Annotated in this window: 20 protein-coding genes; 4 read left to right on the plus strand and 16 right to left on the minus strand. The window is 67.1% G+C overall.

What is annotated here, in order from left to right:
• The 5 genes from ACMUOO_RS04645 to ACMUOO_RS04665 form a co-directional block, all read right to left on the minus strand.
• Positions 1 to 280: SDR family NAD(P)-dependent oxidoreductase (locus ACMUOO_RS04645; protein ID WP_413854896.1), on the minus strand; the 280-nt coding region annotated here is incomplete at its 3' end.
• An 11-nt stretch (positions 281 to 291) separates the two neighbouring features.
• The gene (locus ACMUOO_RS04650; protein ID WP_301918434.1) at positions 292 to 1,110 is read right to left on the minus strand and encodes an ABC transporter permease; all 819 of its coding nucleotides are present in this window, start codon (positions 1,108 to 1,110) and stop codon (positions 292 to 294) included.
• A gap of 7 nt (positions 1,111 to 1,117) precedes the next feature.
• On the minus strand, positions 1,118 to 1,969 hold the full coding sequence (locus ACMUOO_RS04655; RefSeq protein WP_301918433.1) for an ABC transporter permease: 852 nt from the start codon (positions 1,967 to 1,969) through the stop codon (positions 1,118 to 1,120).
• 4 nt (positions 1,970 to 1,973) lie between these two features.
• Complete coding sequence (locus tag ACMUOO_RS04660) at positions 1,974 to 3,134, minus strand: ABC transporter substrate-binding protein (protein WP_301918432.1); 1,161 nt, start codon at positions 3,132 to 3,134, stop codon at positions 1,974 to 1,976.
• 18 nt (positions 3,135 to 3,152) lie between these two features.
• Positions 3,153 to 4,247, minus strand: a complete 1,095-nt coding sequence (locus ACMUOO_RS04665) for an ABC transporter ATP-binding protein (protein ID WP_301918431.1) — start codon at positions 4,245 to 4,247, stop codon at positions 3,153 to 3,155.
• Between the two features lie 108 nt (positions 4,248 to 4,355).
• Here ACMUOO_RS04665 and ACMUOO_RS04670 point away from each other — a divergent pair, with 108 nt between their 5' ends.
• On the plus strand, positions 4,356 to 5,144 hold the full coding sequence (locus ACMUOO_RS04670; protein WP_301918430.1) for a helix-turn-helix transcriptional regulator: 789 nt from the start codon (positions 4,356 to 4,358) through the stop codon (positions 5,142 to 5,144).
• Positions 5,145 to 5,177: 33 nt separating this feature from the next.
• Here the strand turns inward: ACMUOO_RS04670 and doeB are convergent, their stop codons facing one another.
• The 10 genes from doeB to ACMUOO_RS04720 form a co-directional block, all read right to left on the minus strand.
• The gene (gene doeB, locus ACMUOO_RS04675) at positions 5,178 to 6,188 is read right to left on the minus strand and encodes a N(2)-acetyl-L-2,4-diaminobutanoate deacetylase DoeB (protein WP_301918464.1); all 1,011 of its coding nucleotides are present in this window, start codon (positions 6,186 to 6,188) and stop codon (positions 5,178 to 5,180) included.
• 7 nt (positions 6,189 to 6,195) lie between these two features.
• Positions 6,196 to 7,377, minus strand: a complete 1,182-nt coding sequence (gene doeA, locus ACMUOO_RS04680) for an ectoine hydrolase DoeA (RefSeq protein ID WP_301918429.1) — start codon at positions 7,375 to 7,377, stop codon at positions 6,196 to 6,198.
• A gap of 40 nt (positions 7,378 to 7,417) precedes the next feature.
• Entirely contained in the window at positions 7,418 to 8,401 is a 984-nt protein-coding gene (gene eutC / locus ACMUOO_RS04685) for an ectoine utilization protein EutC (protein ID WP_301918428.1), read from the minus strand.
• The gene (gene eutB / locus ACMUOO_RS04690; protein ID WP_413854897.1) at positions 8,398 to 9,363 is read right to left on the minus strand and encodes a hydroxyectoine utilization dehydratase EutB; all 966 of its coding nucleotides are present in this window, start codon (positions 9,361 to 9,363) and stop codon (positions 8,398 to 8,400) included. Before eutB ends, eutC begins: the two co-directional genes overlap by 4 nt.
• A complete protein-coding gene (gene eutA, locus ACMUOO_RS04695) occupies positions 9,360 to 10,124 on the minus strand; it encodes an ectoine utilization protein EutA (RefSeq protein ID WP_301918426.1) in 765 nt (254 codons plus the stop codon). Before eutA ends, eutB begins: the two co-directional genes overlap by 4 nt.
• Complete coding sequence (gene ehuD / locus ACMUOO_RS04700; RefSeq protein WP_301918425.1) at positions 10,121 to 10,780, minus strand: ectoine/hydroxyectoine ABC transporter permease subunit EhuD; 660 nt, start codon at positions 10,778 to 10,780, stop codon at positions 10,121 to 10,123. The genes eutA and ehuD overlap by 4 nt, the downstream gene beginning before the upstream one ends.
• Before the next feature lies 1 nt (position 10,781).
• Positions 10,782 to 11,438: an ectoine/hydroxyectoine ABC transporter permease subunit EhuC gene (gene ehuC, locus ACMUOO_RS04705; protein ID WP_301918424.1), complete on the minus strand. Its 657-nt coding sequence runs from the start codon at positions 11,436 to 11,438 to the stop codon at positions 10,782 to 10,784.
• Positions 11,439 to 11,504: 66 nt separating this feature from the next.
• Positions 11,505 to 12,323: an ectoine/hydroxyectoine ABC transporter substrate-binding protein EhuB gene (ehuB, locus tag ACMUOO_RS04710; RefSeq protein ID WP_301918423.1), complete on the minus strand. Its 819-nt coding sequence runs from the start codon at positions 12,321 to 12,323 to the stop codon at positions 11,505 to 11,507.
• A 27-nt stretch (positions 12,324 to 12,350) separates the two neighbouring features.
• Positions 12,351 to 13,136, minus strand: coding sequence for an ectoine/hydroxyectoine ABC transporter ATP-binding protein EhuA (gene ehuA, locus ACMUOO_RS04715; protein WP_301918422.1), 786 nt, complete (start codon positions 13,134 to 13,136; stop codon positions 12,351 to 12,353).
• A gap of 95 nt (positions 13,137 to 13,231) precedes the next feature.
• The gene (locus tag ACMUOO_RS04720) at positions 13,232 to 14,617 is read right to left on the minus strand and encodes a PLP-dependent aminotransferase family protein (RefSeq protein ID WP_301918421.1); all 1,386 of its coding nucleotides are present in this window, start codon (positions 14,615 to 14,617) and stop codon (positions 13,232 to 13,234) included.
• A gap of 59 nt (positions 14,618 to 14,676) precedes the next feature.
• Between ACMUOO_RS04720 and ACMUOO_RS04725 the strand changes: the two genes are divergently transcribed.
• From ACMUOO_RS04725 to ACMUOO_RS04735, 3 genes are all read left to right on the plus strand, one after another.
• Positions 14,677 to 15,153, plus strand: coding sequence for an Lrp/AsnC family transcriptional regulator (locus ACMUOO_RS04725; RefSeq protein WP_301918420.1), 477 nt, complete (start codon positions 14,677 to 14,679; stop codon positions 15,151 to 15,153).
• 120 nt (positions 15,154 to 15,273) lie between these two features.
• Positions 15,274 to 16,767 (plus strand): NAD-dependent succinate-semialdehyde dehydrogenase, encoded by a 1,494-nt coding sequence (locus ACMUOO_RS04730; RefSeq protein ID WP_301918419.1) that lies wholly within the window; start codon positions 15,274 to 15,276, stop codon positions 16,765 to 16,767.
• 20 nt (positions 16,768 to 16,787) lie between these two features.
• Positions 16,788 to 18,161, plus strand: a complete 1,374-nt coding sequence (locus ACMUOO_RS04735) for an aspartate aminotransferase family protein (RefSeq protein WP_301918418.1) — start codon at positions 16,788 to 16,790, stop codon at positions 18,159 to 18,161.
• Between the two features lie 61 nt (positions 18,162 to 18,222).
• On the opposite strand, the gene ACMUOO_RS04740 is transcribed toward ACMUOO_RS04735, so the two are convergent.
• Positions 18,223 to 19,134, minus strand: coding sequence for a hydrogen peroxide-inducible genes activator (locus ACMUOO_RS04740; protein WP_301918417.1), 912 nt, complete (start codon positions 19,132 to 19,134; stop codon positions 18,223 to 18,225).
• Positions 19,135 to 19,277: the final 143 nt, after the last annotated feature.

A 19,277-nucleotide genomic window follows, 5' to 3' on the forward strand; every position in this document is an offset into this window, starting at 1 on the left:
TCTGGATGCCGGCATGGGAATGAAGGATGTCGAGCCGCCCGTGTCGGCGGTCCGCCGCAGTGATCGCTGCGCCGAGCGTGACGTCGTCGGTCACATCCAGGGCGAAACCCTCGGCCTGGCCTCCGATCGCGACGATCTCGGCCGCAACGGCCGTCGCACGCTCGGCGACAAGATCGGTGACGACGACCGTTGCCCCCGCCCTTGCCAGTGCAAGCGCCCCTGCCCGGCCGATCCCCGAACCGGCCCCTGTGACGAAGGCGACGCGATCGCTGAGCAGCACGCCCGCCCCCCTCACGTTTCCCGGCGGCGGCCGCGCTGAAGGATCGCCTGCGCGGCGATCAGTACGACGAGCGAGGCGGCCAGCACCATTGTCCCGATGGCGTTGATCTCGGGCGTCACTCCGCGCCGGATCGAGGAGAAGACGTAGATCGGCAGCGTCGTCTCGGACCCTGCCACGAAGAACGCGATGATGAAATCGTCAAAGCTGAAGGTGAAGGAGAGGAGGAACCCCGCGAGGATTGCCGGGGCTATCTGTGGCAGCGTTACCTGGCGGAATGTACCCCAGGGTGTGGCACCGAGGTCGGCCGATGCCTCGATAAGGCTCCGGTCCATGCCCGACACCCGGGCCCGCACGATGATGACGACAAGCGCCATGGCAAAGAGTCCGTGCGCGGCAATGAGCGTGCCTGTCCCGAGGTTGAGCTTCGGCGCCGCCCCCGCCAGCGGCCAGAGCGCCGAGAGCACCGGGTTCAGGAAGTCGAAGAGCGTCACGAGCGCAATGAGTGTGGAAATGCCGATGACGATGCCGGGCACCATCACTGCAACGTAGATGAGCGCGTCGAAGATGATCCGAGGTCGCCCGGTAACGCCCTGCAGGGCCAGCGCCGCCAGCGTTCCCGCGACCGTCGCCAGTGCGGCCGATACCGTCGCGACGGTGGCGGAGGTCTGCAGCGCCTCCATCACGAAGGGGTTCGACAGTGCCTTGCCATACCACTGGGTCGAAAAGCCCTGGAACTGCGCGGCATGGCGGCCCGCGTTGAAGGAAAAGATCGCGATCACCCCGATCGGGATGTAGAGGAAGAGGTAGACAGCGATCGCATAGGTCCGCATCGCGCCCTCACATCAACGCGACCTCGTCACGCGCACCCGCCCAGCGCCGCGTAAGGCGCATGTAGAGGGTGACGGTGACGAGCATGACGACGACCAGCGCGACCGCGACCGCCGCCCCGAACGGCCAGTTGCGCGATTGCAGGAAGAGGTCGACCAGCGCATTGCCGACGAAGAAGACCTTGCCGCCGCCGAGCATGGCGGGGATCAGGAACTCCCCCATCAAGAGGATGAAGACCAGCATGCAGCCGGTGGCGACACCCGGCATCGAGAGCGGCAGCGTCACCTGCAGGAAGCTGCGCCACGGTGGGCTGCCGAGATCCGCGGAGGCTTCGAGGAGCCGCTTGTCGAGCCGTTCGAGGCTGACATAGATCGGGAAGACCATCAGCGGCAGGTAGCCGTAGACGATGCCCGTCAGCACCGCGAAGGGTGTGTTGATCAGCCGCGGGTTGCCGAGCCCGAACGTGCTGAGGAGCTTCGGGATGCCCTGACCGCCCAGAAGGTAGATCCAGGCATAGGAGCGGATCAGGATCGAGGTCCAGAAGGGCACGATGACGAGGATGAGAAGAAGCGTCCGCCACCGCGCATCGGCCTTTATGGCAAGATAGTAGGCAAGCGGATAGGCGATGAGAAGGCAGAGGATGGTGCCCGCGGGAGCGAGCATGAGCGTGTTCTGGAACGCCGCCCAGCGCGTCCCTAGGTTGGCGAAGTTCTCGAAGGTGAAGGCGGCGGAGTAGCCCCCCGCCGCCGCTCGCTCGCCAAAGCTGAAGACGACCACGACGACGAGCGGCAGCACGAGCATGGCGAGAAGCCACGCCGTCGCCGGCGCCATCAGAAGGGTCGTCCTCAGCCTCGGCCTCATCGGCTCAGGCCGACTTGAAGCGCGCCATCAGTTCGGCGCGGTTGGGATCGGTCAGCGTCACCGCGGCGCCGAATTCGAGCGCGTCGAGGAGTTCCTGCGCCGGGTAGAGGATCGGGTCGTTGAGCACCTCGGGCGGCATCAGCGCGTCGACACGGGCGTCGGCCGTCGGATAGCCGTGGAAGAGCGATTCCCTGGCGTTCACCGCCGGGTCGAGCAGGAAGTTGATGAGCGCATAGGCCGCGTCCACATGCGGGGCGCCCTTCGGGATCGCGTAGAAGTCCGACCAGAGCTCGCCGCCCTCCTTGCCGAGGACATACTCGATCTCGGGCATGTCGCGGTTCATCTGCTTGCCGTCGCCGGTCCAGCAGATCGTCATCCAGGCGTCGCCCGATCGCATCGAGGGCTGGTAGTCCGACGAGATGGCGAAGAGGTGCGGCTTGGCCTCGATCAGCAGCTTCTCGGCATCGGCGAGTTCATTCGGGTCGATCGAGTTGAAGGAATAGCCGTAGTATTTCAACGCGTTGCCGATGGTGGTCAGCTGATAGTCATGGACCATCGTCCGGCCCGAGAACTCGGCCATGGTGATATCCCAGAACTCCTTCCATGTCGTCGGCTTCGGCAGGCTGCCGAGTTGCGAGGTGTTGACCGCAAAGCCCGTCGTGCCCCAGTTCTTCGGCACGGCATAGACGGTGCCGTCGACCGTTCCGGGGCCCGCGAAGCGCTGGTTGTAGGACGCCGCGTCGTAGTTCGGGATTTTCGCGAGATCGAGCGGCTCGATCAGGCTCTCGCCGACATAGGTGGTGATCGTGTAGTTGGTCGGCACGAAGACGTCCCAGCCCGATCCGCCGGCCTGCAGCTTGGCCAGCATCTCCTCGTTCGAGCCGAAGACGTTCACGTCCACCGCGGCCCCGGTTGCGGCCGTGAAGGCTTCGAAGTTCGCCGGGTCGTGGTAGTTGGGCCAGGTGGCCAGCACGACGCGGTCGCCGATGTTCTGTTGTGCCCAGGCAGCCCGCCGCAGGCCCGGCACGGCCGAGCCAAGGACCGAGGTCGCGAGTCCCAGCCCCGTCACGCCGAGGAAATGCCGCCGCGTGACCGAGCCCTTCTTGTAGCGCCAGAGTTCGGCCATGAATTTCTCACGAGAGATGAAGTCCTTCCGGTCCGTCATGTTCGTTCTCCCAGTTGGTCAGTCGTTCTTGAGGATCAGCGCCGCGCCATCGCGCCATCGCGCCCGTCCCGTTTCCCCCGGTTCGAAATTGCCCTCCCCCGCTTCGGCCTGACGCGAGCTGAGGACAAGGAACTGGCCCAGATCGGGGTTCCGGACCAGATATTCTGTATGTTCTCCGAGGAAGATCCGGTTGACGACCGTCACCGGAATGCCGTCTTCCCCGCGCGTCAGGCTGATCTGTTCGGGCCTGAGGCTCGCGATGGCCGCCTGTCCCGTGGCGACACCTTCGCTCGGACGGCCCACGACACGGATCCCGCCCGCGCAGTCCAGCCGCGCCGAGCCGCCCTCGACTGCGCGCACGGTGCCCTCGAAGAAGTTCGACTTGCCGACGAAATCCGCGACATAGCGGTTCTTCGGCCGGTCGTAGAGATCGCGCGGGCTGCCCACCTGCACGATCTGGCCGTCCCGCATGATGCAAATGCGGTCGGACATCGACAGCGCCTCTTCCTGGTCGTGGGTCACCAGGATGAAGGTGATGCCGAGCGTCCGCTGCAGGGTCTGCAACTCGATCTGCATGTCGTGGCGGAGCTTCTTGTCGAGCGCGGCCATCGGTTCGTCGAGCAGGAGGAGCTTCGGCTCGTTGATGATGGCGCGGGCCAGCGCCACGCGCTGCTGCTGGCCGCCCGACATCTCCCAGATCCGGCGGGGCCCGAAACCCGGCAGCCGCACGGTTTCGAGGGCCTTCGCCACGGCGGAGTCGACCTCGGCCGCCGGCGGGCGCGGACGGCGTTGGCGGAGACCGTAGGCGATGTTGTCCGCAACCGACAGATGCGGAAAGAGCGCATAGTGCTGGAACACCATGTTCACCGGGCGGCGGTGCGGCGGCAGGTCGTTCACCCTCTGGCCGTCCAGGAGGATCTCGCCCTCGGTCGGCACCTCGAACCCCGCGAGCATCCTCAGCGCGGTAGTCTTGCCGCATCCGGAAGGGCCGAGGAACGACAGGAACTCCCCGCGTCGGATCGAAAGGTCAAGGCTCCGCGCGGCCACGACGGCACCGTAGCGTTTCGTCGCCGCGCGCAATTCGGCAATGGGAGTCTCCGTTCCGTCCGCCACCCGCACCCCACTCGCGGCATATGCCCTGAATTGACCGAAAGCGTAGAAACCGGGGCCGCGCCTGTATATACCCCAAAACGCATATCACGGTCGGGAAACGCAGCGGCGATGAGCGGACACTCCCTTCTCCCCCACATCGGCGTCCTGATCGCGGCCGAGGCCACGCCGGACTTTCCGAAGCACCTCGCCGCCTTCCTCCGCGCGATCACACCCTACGACTTCACGGTCATCTTCGGCTATCGCGGGTCCTCGCAGCCCATCGACCTCTTCGACGACTTCCCCGCCGCCAAGCGCGCGGTGTTCGTGACGGACTACCAGGCCGGCCCCTATCTGCTCGACCCGTTCTACCTCGCGGCGACGCGGCCGGTCGCGCCCAGGCTCTACCGGATGCGCGACCTTGCGCCGGACCGGTTCTATCAGGGCGAATACTTCCGCAACTACTATGTCCAGACCGGGCTGGCCGAAGAGATCGGCTTCTTCGTGGACACAGGGCAGGGGGCCATGGTGGTCGTCTCGCTGATGCGGGCGTCGAAGCCGTTCTCGGCCCGCGAGTTTGCCGCGCTTGCGGAAGCCGCGCCGGTGGTGGAAGCGGCTGTCGCGCGCAATTGGCGCGGGCTCGCCGAACGGTTCGACCGCCCGGCCGCAGCTGGGAGCGAAGGGTCTACGGGGCAGATCGAGCGGACGTTCCAGCGCTTCGGAGCGAGCCAGCTGACCGAACGCGAACGCGAGGTGGCGGAGTACACGCTCAAGGGCTATTCGGCCGAGGCGCTCGGACAGGTGCTCGGGATCGCCTCGGGCACCGTCCGCATTCACCGGCGGAACATCTACGCCAAACTCGGCATCAGTTCGCAGGGCGAACTTTTCGCCCGGTTCATCGAGACCCTGGAGCGCAGCTGACGCGCCGCCGCGGCGCGGTCTGCCTCCGGGACCTCAGCCGTCCACCTCGTCCGCAACAACCGCGACGCAGTCGCCGGGCTTGACCAGTCCCGGGAAATGCCGCGCGGTGAAAAGGCCCGAACGGCGCGCCGCAACGGCGACGGGCGCGAGCCCGGTGCGGCTCGTCGGATAGATCATGGCGATCGTCTGCCCCTTCTCTACCCGGTCACCGAGATCGGCTGAGAAGCGGATGAGGCCCGCGTCCTCCGAGAACGTGAAGCAGTCGTCGTCCGGCATGTCCAGCCATTGCGTCGGCTGCGGCTCCACCGCGCCCTTCAGGACCCCGGCGGCGACGAGAAGGTTGCGGCAGCCGCGGATGGCGATCCCTGCGGTCCGGGCGCTGGCGGTGCCGCCACCGCCAAGTTCGGTGGTGACGAAAATCTTGCCCATCTCCTCGGCCGCGGTGTCGTACATGCCGACGGCGTCGATTTCGAGCATCCTGCATGAGTAGGGCGCCCCGAACGCGCGCACCAGATCGAAGGCCTGCGCCTCCTGCCGCTTGTCGGCCAGAACGTGGGCCGCGCAATAGGGCAGGAAGTCGAGCGTCTTGCCGCCGGAGTGGAAATCCAGCACCACGTCCGACATCGGCAGGAGGACCCGCTGGAAGTAGTCGGCGATCTTCTGCGTCACCGTGCCGTCGGGCCGGCCGGGGAAGCTGCGGTTCATGTTGCCGCGGTCGATGGGCGAGGTGCGGGTGCCGGCCATGAACGCGGGATAGTTCATGGCCGGGACGATGATGATGCGGCCCGTCACCTCCTCGGCACGGATCGTCGCGGCGAGATCGAAGAGCGCGATCGGCCCTTCGTATTCGTCGCCGTGATTGGCCCCGGTCAGAAGGACGGTCGGCCCCTCGCCGTTGCTGATCACGGCGAGCGGGATCATTACCGACCCCCAGGCCGCGTCGTCGCGGCTGTAGGGCAGCCGCAGGAATCCGTGGTGGACGCCCGGAGCGGCGAAATCCACCGTTGCCGTCACCGGCGATGCGATCAGTTGCTGCTGGATCAGCACGGTCTCAGTCCTTCACGAAGAGCTTGCGCGGGACATTGGCGAGGCATTCCACGCCGGTCTCGGTGATCAGGATGGATTCGGTGATCTCGAGTCCCATGTCCTCGAGCCAGAGGCCGGTCATGAAATGGAAGGTCATGCCCGGCTGCAGCACGGTCCTGTCGCCGGGGCGCAAGGACATGGTGCGCTCGCCCCAGTCCGGCGGATAGCTGACGCCGATCGAATAGCCGGTCCGGTTGTCCTTGATGATCCCGTATTTCGCCAGAATGCCGAAGAAACCCCGCGCGATGTCCTCGCAGGTGTTGCCGGGCTTCGCCGCCGCGAGGCCCGCTTCCATCCCTTCCAGCGTCGCCTTTTCTGCGTCGAGGAAGGCCTGCGTCGGCTTTCCGAGGAAGACCGTGCGCGACAGCGGCACGTGATGGCGGTGGTAGCATCCGGCGATTTCGAAGAACGTGCCCTCGCCCGTCTTCATCGGCTTGTCGTCCCAGGTCAGATGCGGGGCCGAGGCGTCGCGACCCGAGGGCAGCAGCGGCACGATTGCCGGGTAGTCGCCGCCGAACCCGTCGGCGCCCCGGATGCCTGCGTCATAGATCTCGGCGACCAGGTCGCATTTGCGCATCCCGACCTCAACCTTGTCGACGATGCGCGCATGCATCTTCTCGACGATCCGGGCGGCCCTGCGCATGTAGGCGATTTCCTGCGGCGACTTCACCGCGCGCTGCCAGTTCACGAGCGCAGTCGCATCGCTGAAGCGGGCGTCGGGCAGGTGGCGGGTGAGGCTCGCGAAGGCGGCGGCCGAGAAGTAGTAGTTGTCCATCTCCACTCCGATCCTGAGCCCGCCCCAGCCGCGGTCCTTCAGGATGCCTGAGAGGTAGTCCATCGGGTGCCGCTCGGTGCTTTGCACGTAGTGGTCGGGATAGCCGATGATGTTCTCGTGGCGCAGGTAGGCGGTCAGCTTGGCCCCGTTGGCATCCTGCCCGCGACCGAACCAGATCGGCTCGCCATGCGGGGGCACGATCACGCATTGGTGGACGTAGAACGACCAGCCGTCATAGCCGGTGAGCCAGTTCATGTTGGAAGGGTCGGCGACGATCAGGAGATCGACGCCCTTCGCCTCCATCGCGCGGCGGGTCTTGTCCAGGCGGCTCGCGTATTCCTCGCGCGTGAAGCGCAGTTGAACCTCGGTCATCAGGGTGTCCTCCTCGGGCGCTCGGGCCCTTCTCTCATCCTCAAACGGTAAAACTCTGCCCGGCACCGGCGGCGCGGGCGCGCGTCACGGCAAGGGCGGCGATGGCGGTATCCTGGATGCCGGTCCCGGTCAGGTCGGCGAGGGTGACCTGTCCAGGCGCGGTGCGCCCGGGGGCAAGCCCCGCGATGATCTGGCCGAGTTCGGGGAAGCTCAGGTCGGCCGGCACGACCCCGCCGGCGATGGCGTGGTGCAGCTCGCCGAGCACCCGGGTCTGTGTCAGCCGGTCGGCCACGTAATATGCCCGTTCCAGCAATTTGGGCGCAACTTCGTTCTTGTGCCCGGCATCCGAGCCCATCGCGGTCACGTGCTGGCCGGGCACGGCGTCATGGAGGATCGGGCGCGGCGCCGGCGTCGTCGTGACGATGATGTCGGCGCCTTCGGTCGCCTCAGCCACGGTGTCCGTGGGCCGGGCGTCAAGGCCCTGGCCGCGCAGCCTGGCGCAAAGCGCGGCCGCCCTTTCCGGGTCGCGGGCCCAGATCCGGAACGTCTTGACGGGCCGGACCAGCGCAAGCGCCCGTGCCTGCATCTCGGCTTGCATTCCGGCGCCAAGGATCGCCGCGGTCCGGCTGTCCGCACGGCTCAGGTGCCGCGCAGCCACCGCCCCGGCGGCCGCTGTGCGCACGTCCGTGAGGTAACCGTTGTCCAGAAGAAGCGCCTGCACGAGTCCGGTCTTCGCCGAGAGAACCACCATCATCCCGTTGGTCGAGGGCAGGCCGATCTCGGGGTTTCCGAAGAAGCCTGGGCTGATCTTGATGGCGAAATGGTCGATCCCCGGTACATAGGCCGTCTTCACGTCCACTTCGCCCCGATGCTCGGGAATGTCGAGCCTGAGGATCGGCGGCATCGCCACCGGCTTCGTGGCCAGCGCACGGAACGCGTCCTCAACGCAATCGATGGCATCGAGATCGAGCGGCACGAGCCGGCGCAGGTCCGCCTCGGTCAGGATGGTCACGGGGTCTCTCATCTCGTCTGATCCCCCAGCACGCGGACGAAGGTCTCGGGGGCCACATTGGCGCCGGAAAGGATGCAGACGGTGTCGGGGCCGGGGCTGACGCGGCCCGACAGGATCGCCGCATGGCCCACTGCGGCCGCACCTTCCACCGCATCGCCCGTGACCGCATGGATGTGGCGCATCGCGGCGGCGATCTCCTCCTCGGTGACGAGGATCACGTCGTCGAGAAGCGCCCGGCACATCGCGAAGGTCACACGGTTGCCAGCCCCGATGCCGCCGCCGAGGGAATCGGCGAGCGTCGGCTCTTCCTCCACCTCGACTGGCCGGCCCGCGGCGAGGCTCGCCGCCATCGCCGCTCCGCGCTCCATGCTGACGCCGATCAGCCGGGTCGCGGGCGACCGCGCCTTGACTGCGGCCGCGACACCCGAGGCCAGCCCCCCGCCCGAGAGGGGCACCAGAACGGCCGAAGGCGCCGGGCAATCGACGAGGATCTCAAGCCCGAGCGTCCCCTGCCCCGCAACGACGGCGGCGTCGTCGAAGGGCGGCACCTCGGTCAGTCCCTCTTCGGCCACGGCACGGGCGACCTCCGCCATCGCCTCGTCCTGGCTCCGCCCGACGATCCGTACTTCGGCGCCGAGGTCGCGGACCGCCTGAACCTTGTTTGCCGGGACAAGGCGCGAGAGGCAGACCACGGCCCGACCGCCCGCCGCGCCCGCGGCACGGGCGAGCGCCCGACCGTGATTGCCGGTGGAGGCGGTGACGACACCCCGCGCAACAACCTCGGGCGGCAGCGCCAGCACCGCGTTCGTGGCCCCGCGAAACTTGAATGCGCCGGTTTCCTGCCGGTATTCCTGTTTCATTCGCACGCCTGGCAGACGCGGGTCGGCCAGCATCGGCGTTCGCCGGATGAGGGTCCCAATCCGCGCCTCCGCCATCCTGATGTCGTTGATCGTGACGGGAAGGCCAGCCATCATGTCCCCAGGGGCAACGACATGAGATGGCCGGGGGCGGCCGCGCCGGTGACGCCGCAGATGCGTGCGACATTCCAGGCGGCCGCGTAGTTCGACGACAGCGCCGGGCGCCCCGTGGCGGTCTCGATCCGGTCGATGATTCCCGCAGCGCGCACGGCGGTGCAGGATACGAAGAGCGCCTCCGACGCCGGATCGGCCGCCGAGGCGGCAAGGTCCACCAGATCGTCCAGCGCGATCCGGGCCATGTCGCGGTCGTCGGTCATGTTCAGGCAGGTGACGCGGTCCAGCGCGAACCCCTCCGCTTCGAACATCGCGGCCATGGGGCGGGTGGTTTCGGGCGTGTAGGGGGTCAGGACGGAAATCCGCCGTGCCTTCATCGCCCGCAGCCCCTTCAGGGCGGCAGAAACCGGCGTGACCACGGGGCAGCCGGGCTTGCCCCGCGCGATCTGTGCGCGCACCTCGCCATCGCCGATGCAGACCGAGGCCGAGGTGCACCCGTAGACGATCGCGTCGAGCTCCTCGCCCGGAAGGATCAGCGCCGCACCGCCTGACAGATCGCCCGCCATCGCGCGCAGCGTCTCGGGCGTCACCGGATTGGCGAACGGGATGCGACTCACATAGACCGCGACCCCGGCCGGCGCGAGAATGCGGGCGAAGTCCACCTCGATCGTGTGGTCCGTGGAAAGGGCAACCAGCCCGATGCGATGCGCCACGGGGCGCGGATCAAGGCGCGGCGCGCGAGCAGGGATGCGGATGTCGGTCACGTGCCAAGCCTTCCGTAACGGCGTTCAAGCCAGCGCAGGATGACCACGGAAGCGAGGCTCATGGCGAGGAAGAAAGCGCCGACAAGCGTCATTGGCTCGATGTAGCGGTAGCTGGAGTTCGCGACCGACTTGGCCTGGTTCATCAGTTCAAGCACCGTGATCGCCGACAGGAGCGGCGTTTCCTTGAACATGGCGATCAGATAGTTCGCCAGAGCCGGGATCATCGGCGGAACCGCCTGCGGTACGACGACATGGACCCAGGTCTGACGCATCGTCAGGTTCGTGGCCCGTGCCGCCTCCCACTGACCCTTCGGCACGTTCTCGATGCCCGCCCGGTAGACCTCGGCGGTGTAGGTGGCGTAGTGCAGGCCCATGCCGATAACGCCTGCGACAAGGGGCGGCAGCAGGATGCCGGCATCGGGCAGGACATAGAAGATGAAGTAGAGCTGGACCAGAAGCGGTGTGCCGCGGATGAACTCGACGACGAAGGCGACGGGCCGCGCGACGTAGCGGTTGGCGGAACGGCGTGCGATGGCGAGTCCGAGTCCCAGCACGGCCGCGACAGCCGCCGAGAGAAGCGTGACGATCAGCGTGAGCTTCAGGCCCTGCAGCAGGGTGGGCATGATCTCGGCGACGAAGCCCCAGTCCCAGTCCATCTCAGCGCACCCCGTCGAGTCCAGCGGTCAGCCGGCGTTCGAACGCCCGGACGCCGGCCGATATCGCCAGCGCCATCAGGAAATAGAGGACGAGGATGGTGAGAAAGGGGACCAGCGTGCTGCCGGTCTGCGCGCGCACGACCTGGGCCTGGAAGGTCATGTCGGTGAGCGAGATCAGCGAGACCACGGCGGTGGCCTTCAGAAGCTCGATCGCGTTGTTGCCGAAGGTGGGCAGCATGAGGGGCAGCGCCTGCGGCAGGATCACATGGCGCATACGCTGGTAAGGCGTGAGGTTCAGCGCCACGGTCGCCTCCCGCTGGTCCCGCGGCACCGACAGGACGGCGCCGCGCACGACCTCGGCGCCGTAGGCACCGACGTTGAGCCCCAGCGCCAGAACACCCGCTGCCAGCGGCGACAGGCTCGCGCCCGCGAAGGGCAGGACGAAATAGACCCAGAAGAGCTGCACGAAGATCGACGTGCCGCGGAAGAACTCGATATAGGCCGTCGCCAGCCAGCGCAGCGGTCCCCAGGGCGCGATGCGGCCGAGCCCAGCGAGGAAGGCCACCACCAGCGCGAGCGCCGACCCCATCAGCGTGAGCTGCACCGTCACCAGCGCACCCTGAAGAATGAGTGTCAGATATCCGGACCACTCGGCCATGCGTGGGCAACCTTCACAAGCTGGAGGGGTGGCGCAGGATGTTCCTGCGCCACCAAAGAAACGGGTTCACTCGCCGCAGAGCTGGGCGCGGCTGGTGGACATCGCCGCCGCGGCCGAGAAGCCGTAGGGTTCGATGATGGCGGCGAATTCGCCCGATTCCTTCATCTTGGCCAGTTCCACGTCAAAGGCGTCGCGCAGGCTTGCGTCTTCCTTGCGGAAGGCCGCGCCATCGCAATAGACCGGCGCGCCGACGACCGGGGCGAACATCTCGAGGTTCGGGTCGCCCGCCTTGGCCATCAGGTCCGAGATCGACAACACCGGGAGCGAATAGACGTCGATGCGGCCGTCCTGCAGCATCTTCAGGCCGGACTGGCCGTCGGGCACGACGATCACCCGGTCCCGCGGCACGCCGGCTTCCAGTGCAAGCTTCTCCTCGGTGCCACCGCCCGGCGCGCCGATCGTCCCTTCGGGGTCGGCGGCGATGTCGGCATAGGACTTGTAGCCCTTGGGATTGCCCTTCGGCACCAGGAAAGCCTCCGCGTCGCAGAGGACCGGCTCGGAATAGGCCACGGCCTGGCAACGCTCGGGCTTCATGAAGAGACCCGCGGTGATGGCGTCATGGCGGCGGGCCTGAAGGCCCGGAATCATCGCGCCGTATTCGCTGATCGAGGCCACGACCTCCGGCACGCCGAGGCGCTTGAATATCTCGCGCGCCACGTCGGGCGCCGCGCCCGAAACCGTGCCGTCGGCGGCCACGGACGTGAAGGGCGGCTCGTTGGCGATGGCGATGCGGGCAAAGCCCTGGGCCTTCAGGTCGTCGAGCGTGTCGGCGAAGGCGGCGAACGGGGCAGCGGCGAGTGTGAGCGTAAGGAGTGTCTTTCTCATTGTCGTCCTCTCTGTCGGATGTGGAACTCAGACGCGGTGCCCTGCGGCAATGATCTTGCGCAGGAAGGCTTGTGTTCGTTCGTGCGTCGGGTGGCGGAAGATCGTTTCGGGCGGCCCCTGCTCGACGATGCGGCCCTTGTCGAAAAAGAGAACGCGGTCGGCGAATTCGTGGGCGAAGCCCATCTCGTGCGTGACGAGAAGCATCGTCATGTCGGTTTCCGCGGCGAGGCGCTTCATGACCAGAAGCACCTCCTCCACCAGCTCGGGATCGAGCGCCGATGTCACCTCGTCAAAGAGCATGATCCGCGGCTTGAGGGCCAGCGCGCGGGCAATGGCGACACGCTGCTTCTGCCCGCCCGAAAGCTGGCTCGGCATGGCTTCCGCCTTGTCGGCCAGCCCCACCATCTCCAGCAACTCCTTCGCCCGGGCCTCCGCCTTTGCCCGCGGCTCGCCCTTCGTCAGGATCGGCGCAAGCGTGATGTTGTCGAGCACCGACTTGTGCGGAAACAGGTTGAAGTGCTGGAACACCATGCCGATGTGACGGCGCATGTGGTGAAGATGCGCCTCGTCCGCCGGCACTTCGCGGCCGCCGCGCTGCATGTGGAAAAGCTGTTCGCCACAAACCTCGACATGGCCGCCCGAAATCGTCTCCAGCGTCATCAGGATGCGCAGGATGGTGGTCTTGCCGGACCCGGACGGCCCGATCAGCGCAAGCTTCTCGCCCGGCATCACGTCGAAGGACAACCCGTCGAGCACCTTCAGCGCCCCGAAGGACTTGTCCAGCCTGTCGATTCGGATGATCGGCCCGGTCACGCCATTTCCCCACCTGAGTTCGGGGGAGAATTAGCTTGACTTAATATCATGTCAATTCCAAAATAATATCATGACAATAATTTTCTGCCCGCCCATCAGATCGTCGGCAGCAGCACCTCCGGCGCGTCGGAGAGCATCGCAGCGATTGTCGATAGGCCCCGACGCAACTCCTCGATCCGGGTCGAGCCAAGCGCCACCCGAATCGCGTCCCGCCGCCCGCGCTCGATCGTCCTGAAAGCGTTTCCCGCAGCCACGGCGACCCCGCGCAGGCGCGCCTGCTCGACGAATTCCTCCTCCCTCCAGCCCTCGGTCAGGGGCAGCCAGAGATGCAGGCTCTTGCCGTGGCAGGAGGGCATCCGTTCTCCAAGCACCTCCGCGGCGAGCGCATGCCGGTCGGCCAGCGCCCGAGCCTGCCAGGCCGCCAGTTCGGCCACGGTCCCGTTGCCGACCCAGTGGCTCAGCAGGTCCGCCATGGGTGGCGTCGCCATCCAGTTCGCCACCAGATGGCGGTTTGACACGGCGGTGGCATGGCGGGGCGGCGCGTGAAGATAGGCCATGCGAAGCCCGGGGACGGTGATCTTGGTGAAACCGCAGATATGGAGCGTGCGTTCGGGCGCCAGGGCAGCGATGGCGGGCGCGCGGTCAGGGATCATCACGTTCAGGATATCGTTCTCGATGATGGCGAGATCATGCCGCCGGGCCACCTCCACCAGTTCGGCCCGCCGCTCCGCCGGCATCATCACGGCCAGCGGATTAATCACGTTCGGCTGCAGATATACGCCGCGGATCAATCCCTTGCGTGCTACCTCGTCGAGGCCGGCGGGCAACATCCCGGCGCCGTCCATCGCCACGCCCTCGAGGTGGAGCCCGAGATAGGTGCAGAGTGGCTTCAGCGTGTGATGCGTCAGCGCCTCGGCCGCAAGGCCGGACCCCGGGGGCACCACGCCCATCACGGCGGCGGTGATCGCGGGCGTCGCGCCATTGGTCACGATGATTCCCTGCGGCTCGGCCGGAATGCCCTGCCGCATCAGCCAGTCGGCCCCCGTCGCCTGGTGTTGCGGCATCACCATGTTCGGGCGGAAGGACATGGCGGAGGATGCCGCGAGGTTCTCACCCAGCCAGAGGAAACCCTCGCGCAGGCGGTCGAGATGCATCGCCTCGACCACCGGCTTCAGGATCGACAGGTCGATCACCTCGCCCGGTCGCTCGGGCAGGTAGGGTTGGCGCGCCTCGGCGCCCGGACCCAGAACGAAGGAGCCCCGACCCACCTCGCCAGTAATCAGCCCACGGCGAATCAACTCGTCATAGGCGCGGCTCACGGTCTGAACCGAGAGCCCGAGTGCATCGGCCAGCTTGCGGTGCGGCACCAGCCGCGCGCCAGCAGGCAGGGCGCCCCTTTCGATGGCGCGGGCGAACTGTTCGGCCAGCGACAGATAAGCGGGGCGCGCCAGCGCGGCAGGGTCGGGGATCCAGTTTGTCATGATTGCAAATCTGCGCAAATTCATATCAATGTGCAATTGCAGATTTGCGGGATGTCGCGATGAAACTGGACGCCATCGACCTGAGAATCCTCGACGCGGTGCAGCGGGATGGCCGGATCACCAAGCTGAGACTCGCCGAGGTGGCGGGGATTTCGCCCACACCCTGCTGGATCCGGCTCAGAAAGCTCGAACAGGCCGGGATCATCGCGGGCTACCACGCGCGCCTCGCCCCCCGCCGCATCGCGCCCTTCGCCACCGTGCTCGTCGAGGTGGCACTCGCCAACCATCGCCAGTCCGACTTCGATCGCTTCGAGCGCGCCGTGGCCGGGATGGAAGAGATCGTCTCCTGCTGGTCGGTCGGTGGCGGCGTCGATTACATGCTGAAGGTCGTGGCGAGGGACATCGACGCCTATCAACGGCTGATCGACCGGATGCTCGCAACCGAGATCGGCATCGACCGCTACGTCACCTACATCGTCACGAAGACGGTAAAGGAGGAGGATGCCCTGCCGCTGGCGCTCTTCGGGGCCGGGTAGAGAAAGTCTCTACCCAACCCGGCATTGCACTGGCATTCGGTCCATGCCGGGCGGGTAATTTGGCCCCCTTCTCTGCACGATTGCGGTCACTCTGGACAAAACCGGACAGGAGCACCCGCGATGAATGCCCAGACCCTCCAGACCAGCCACCCGGCCCTGTCGCGGCTCCGCGACCGGGCGCTTCTGCGCACGCTCGGCTACATCGGCGGACGCTGGACTGCCGCGCCTGACGCTGCCGATTTCGCGGTGACCGATCCGGCCAGCGGGGCGCTCGTCGCCCGGGTCGCCGCACTTGGCGAAGGCGGGGCCGACACGGCCATCACCGCCGCCACCGCGGCCTTTCCTGGCTGGCGCGACCGCCTGCCGCAGGACCGCGCGCGCGTCCTGCGCCGCTGGGGCGACCTGATGCTGGCAGCCGCCGACGACCTGGCGCTGATCATGACGCTGGAACAGGGCAAGCCCCTCTCCGAATCGCACGGCGAGATCGCCTATGCGGCGGAGTTCCTCGACTGGTACGCCGGCGAGGCGCCGCGGATGAACGCCGAGGGCGTGACCCCGCATCTGCGGGATGTCGAGATGGTCGTCAGGCGCGAGGCCCTGGGACCGGTCGGCGTGGCGACACCCTGGAACTTCCCCTCGGCCATGATCACCCGCAAGGTGGCCGCGGCGCTGGCCGCCGGTTGCACCTGTGTCGTCCACCCTTCGGCGGAAACGCCGCTCTCGGCGCTGGCGCTGGCGGAACTGGCCGAACGCGCCGGGCTTCCTTCCGGAGTGCTGAACGTGGTACCCGGCGATGCCGCCGCAATCGTCGGCCGGATGTGCGCGGATGACCGCCTGCGCGCCATGTCCTTCACCGGATCCACCGAAGTCGGCCGCCTGATCGCGGCGCAATGCGCGCCGACGATGAAACGGCTGGTGATGGAGCTTGGCGGGCACGCACCGCTGATCGTCTTTGCCGACGCCGATCTCGACCGCGCGGTGGAGATCGCGATGGCCGCGAAGTTCGCAACTTCCGGCCAGGATTGCCTTGCCGCCAACCGCATCTACGTGGAACGGCCGCTGCTGCCGGCCCTCACCAGGCGGCTCGCCGAACGCATCGCAAGGCTGAAGGTCGGCCCGGGACTGGAGCCGGGAACCGAGATCGGGCCCCTCATGCACGCCCGCGCCGTCGCCAAGGTGGCCGCGCAGGTCAAGGATGCCGTTGCGCGCGGCGGCCGGATCGTCACCGGCGGTGGCGTGCATCCCGACCTGCCGCTCGCCTACCTTCCCACGCTGATCGAGGGCGCCCCCGACGATGCGCTGATCCACCGCGAGGAGACCTTCGGCCCGGTTGCATCGCTCCTCCCGTTCGACACCGAAGCCGAGGTGATCGCCCGCGCGAACGATACCGACTACGGCCTCGTCGCCTACGTCGTCACCCGCGACGGGGCACGGGCGATGCGGCTGTCGCGCGCGCTCGACTTCGGCATGGTGGCCGTCAACCGGGTGAAGATCACCGGGGGGCCGGTTCCCTTCGGCGGCTGGAATCAGTCCGGGCTCGGCCGCGAAGGGTCGCGCCACGGGATGGAGGCCTTCACCGAACTGAAATATCTTTGCATCGACACCGCCGCCTGAAAGCGGGAAAGGACAAGACCATGCTCGACCGCGACAACGACCTTAACGCCTGGGACCGCGACCACTTCTTCCATCCCTCGACCCACATGGGGATGCATGCGCGCGGCGAGACGCCGCGCCGCGTCATCGCCGGAGGCGAGGGTTGCACGATCGTGGATACCAACGGCCGCCGCAGCCTCGATGCCTTCGCCGGGCTTTACTGCGTGAATGTCGGCTATGGCCGGACCGAGATCGCCGAGGCCATCGCCGAACAGGCGAGGGAACTCGCCTATTACCACGCCTATGTCGGCCACGGGACGGAGGCCTCGATCACGCTCGCCCGGATGATCATCGAACGCGCCCCGGAGCACATGAGCCGGGTCTACTTCGGCCTGTCGGGGTCGGATGCGAACGAGACCAACATCAAGCTGATCTGGTACTACAACAACATCCTCGGCCGGCCCGAGAAGAAGAAGATCATCTCGCGCTGGCGCGGCTATCATGGTTCGGGCGTGATGACCGGCTCGCTCACCGGCCTGCATCTCTTCCATAACGCCTTCGACCTGCCGCGCGCGCCGATCCTGCACACCGAGGCGCCCTATTACTTCCGCCGCGAGGATCGCAGCCAGACCGAGGAGGAGTTCAGCGCCCACTGTGCGGCAAAGCTCGAGGAGATGATCCTGGCCGAGGGGCCCGATACGGTGGCCGCCTTCATAGGCGAGCCGATCCTCGGCACCGGCGGCATCGTGCCACCGCCGAAGGGCTACTGGGAGGCGATCCAGGCGGTGCTGAAGAAATACGACATCCTGCTGGTCGCCGACGAGGTGGTGACGGGCTTCGGCCGGCTCGGCACCATGTTCGGCTCGGTCCATTACGGGATGGAGCCGGACCTGATCACCATCGCCAAGGGTCTGACCTCGGCCTATGCGCCGCTATCGGGCTCCATCGTCTCGGACCGCATGTGGCAGGTTCTGGTACAGGGCTCGGATCAGCTCGGCCCAATAGGCCACGGCTGGACCTATTCCGCCCATCCCGTCTGCGCCGCCGCCGGGGTAGCGAATCTTGAGCTGATCGACGAACTCGGGCTGGTGCAGAACGCCGGCGAAACCGGCGCCTATTTCCGTGCGGCGCTGACCGAGGCGCTGGCCGGTCATCCGAACGTCGGCGAGGTGCGGGGCGATGGCCTCATGGCGGCGGTGGAATTCGTCGAGGACCGCGACGACCGCCGCTTCTTCGACCCCGCGCGCAAGGTCGGGCCGGCCGTCGCCTCGGCGCTGCTCGACGAAGGCGTGATCGGGCGGGCCATGCCGCAGGGCGACATTCTCGGCTTCGCGCCGCCGCTCTGCATGACACCGGCCGAGGCGGATACCGTCGTCGCCGCCGCCCGCAAGGCCGTACGCGCCGTTCTGGGATGACGGCACGGTTCGCAGGAGCGGTCCCAGGACGGCCAAACGCGACTCCCATGCCGCGGGGCTTTCAGGCGTCGTGCGAAGCGGACTTCTGGTGCGCAACGTCGCGGACCAGTTCGCCCAGCGTGCGCATCTGATCGCCAAGCGGATTCGACCTGCGCCAGATCATGCCGATCTGGCGCGACGGCCGGGGCATTGCAAGCCTTTGCAAGGCAACCCGCGCCGACCGGGTCTCCACCGGCACGGCCATCTCGGGCACCAGCGTCACGCCGATGCCGGCGCTGACCATCTGCACCAGTGTCGAGAGTGATGACCCCTCCATCATGTCGCGCGGCGCAGCCTGCGACGGCGCGCAGAAAGCCAGCGCCTGGTCCCGGAAGCAATGCCCCTCTTCCAGCAGAAGAAGCCGCATCGCGCGAAGGCCATCGGCGCTCGGCACCGGATGGCCGGCTTCATCGGGCGGACGGACGAGGACGAACTCCTCCTCGAAAAGCGGCATCTCGGCGATGCCGGGCACCGCGATCGGCAGGGCGACAATGGCGGCGTCGAGACGGGCCTCGGAAAGGTCATCCAGCAGCTTCTGCGTCACCGCCTCGCGCGGGCGCAGGTCGAGCCCCGGATAGCGCGCCTGAAGTGCCGTGATGACCTCGGGCAAGAAATAGGGGGCAACAGTCGGGATGACGCCGATCCGCAGCCGGCCGAAAAGCGGGCCGGTCCGCGCGCGGACGAGATCGTCGAGTTCATTGACGGCCAGGAGGATGTCGCGGACCCGCGGCGCGAATTCCTCGCCAAGATCGGTCAGCCGGACCTGTCGCGCGCCCCGCTCCACCAGCGGAGCGCCGAGCATGTCCTCAAGGTCCCTGATCTGCATCGACAGTGCCGGTTGCGAGACCGCGCAGTCCTCTGCGGCACGGCCGAAGTGGCCGTGACGGGCAAGCGCATCGAAGTAGCGCAACTGGCGCATGGAAAGATTTTTCATAAGTTTTCCTTATCGCAAGTTTCAGAAAATGCAATTGGGAATGATCACACGCGCCTGTTAGAACGATTCCATATCGAGTTCCGCGAGGACGACGCCCCAGGGCGGTCGGTCTCTATGGCGGATAGGCGCTGCATCGGAGGAAG

Source organism: Albidovulum sp. (assembly GCF_041919395.1).
GTDB lineage: Bacteria > Pseudomonadota > Alphaproteobacteria > Rhodobacterales > Rhodobacteraceae > Albidovulum.